The 409-nt window shown below is 68.5% G+C and carries 1 protein-coding gene; it reads left to right on the forward strand.

Going from position 1 to position 409, the window contains the following annotated elements:
* Positions 1-19: 19 nt before the first annotated feature.
* On the forward strand, positions 20-409 hold a 390-nt coding region (locus G3I54_RS15315; RefSeq protein ID WP_343240338.1), incomplete at its 3' end, for a ketoacyl-synthetase C-terminal extension domain-containing protein.

Consider the following 409-nt stretch of genomic DNA (forward strand, 5'->3'; position numbering starts at 1 on the left):
GCGTCCGCGTCGGGCGGGTGTGTCGTCGTTCGGGATGAGTGGAACCAACGCCCACGTCATAGTGGAACAGGCTGCGGAACCCGCGCCGGCCGAGGCTGTCCCGGTGCCATCGGTCTTGCCGTTCGTTCTGAGTGCGCGGACCGAGGCGGCTCTGCGCGCCCAGGCGGAGCAGTTCCGGCATTGGTACGTCAACAATCCCCTGCCCGACGCAGATGTGGGACGAGCCCTGGCCCTGGACCGGAGCCGGCTCCCGCATCGGGCTGTCGTGGTGGGAGGCGGGCAGGAGGAGTTCCTCGACGGGCTGGATGCCTTGATCACCGGAGGCGTGTCCGAGCACTTGATACAGGGTGCCCCCGGGCCCGTGGACGGGCCTGGTCCGGTGTTTGTTTTTCCTGGTCAGGGTGCGCAG

Origin of the sequence: Streptomyces sp. SID14515 (assembly GCF_010548505.1) — a bacterium.
Taxonomy (GTDB): Bacteria; Actinomycetota; Actinomycetes; order Streptomycetales; family Streptomycetaceae; genus Streptomyces; species Streptomyces caviscabies.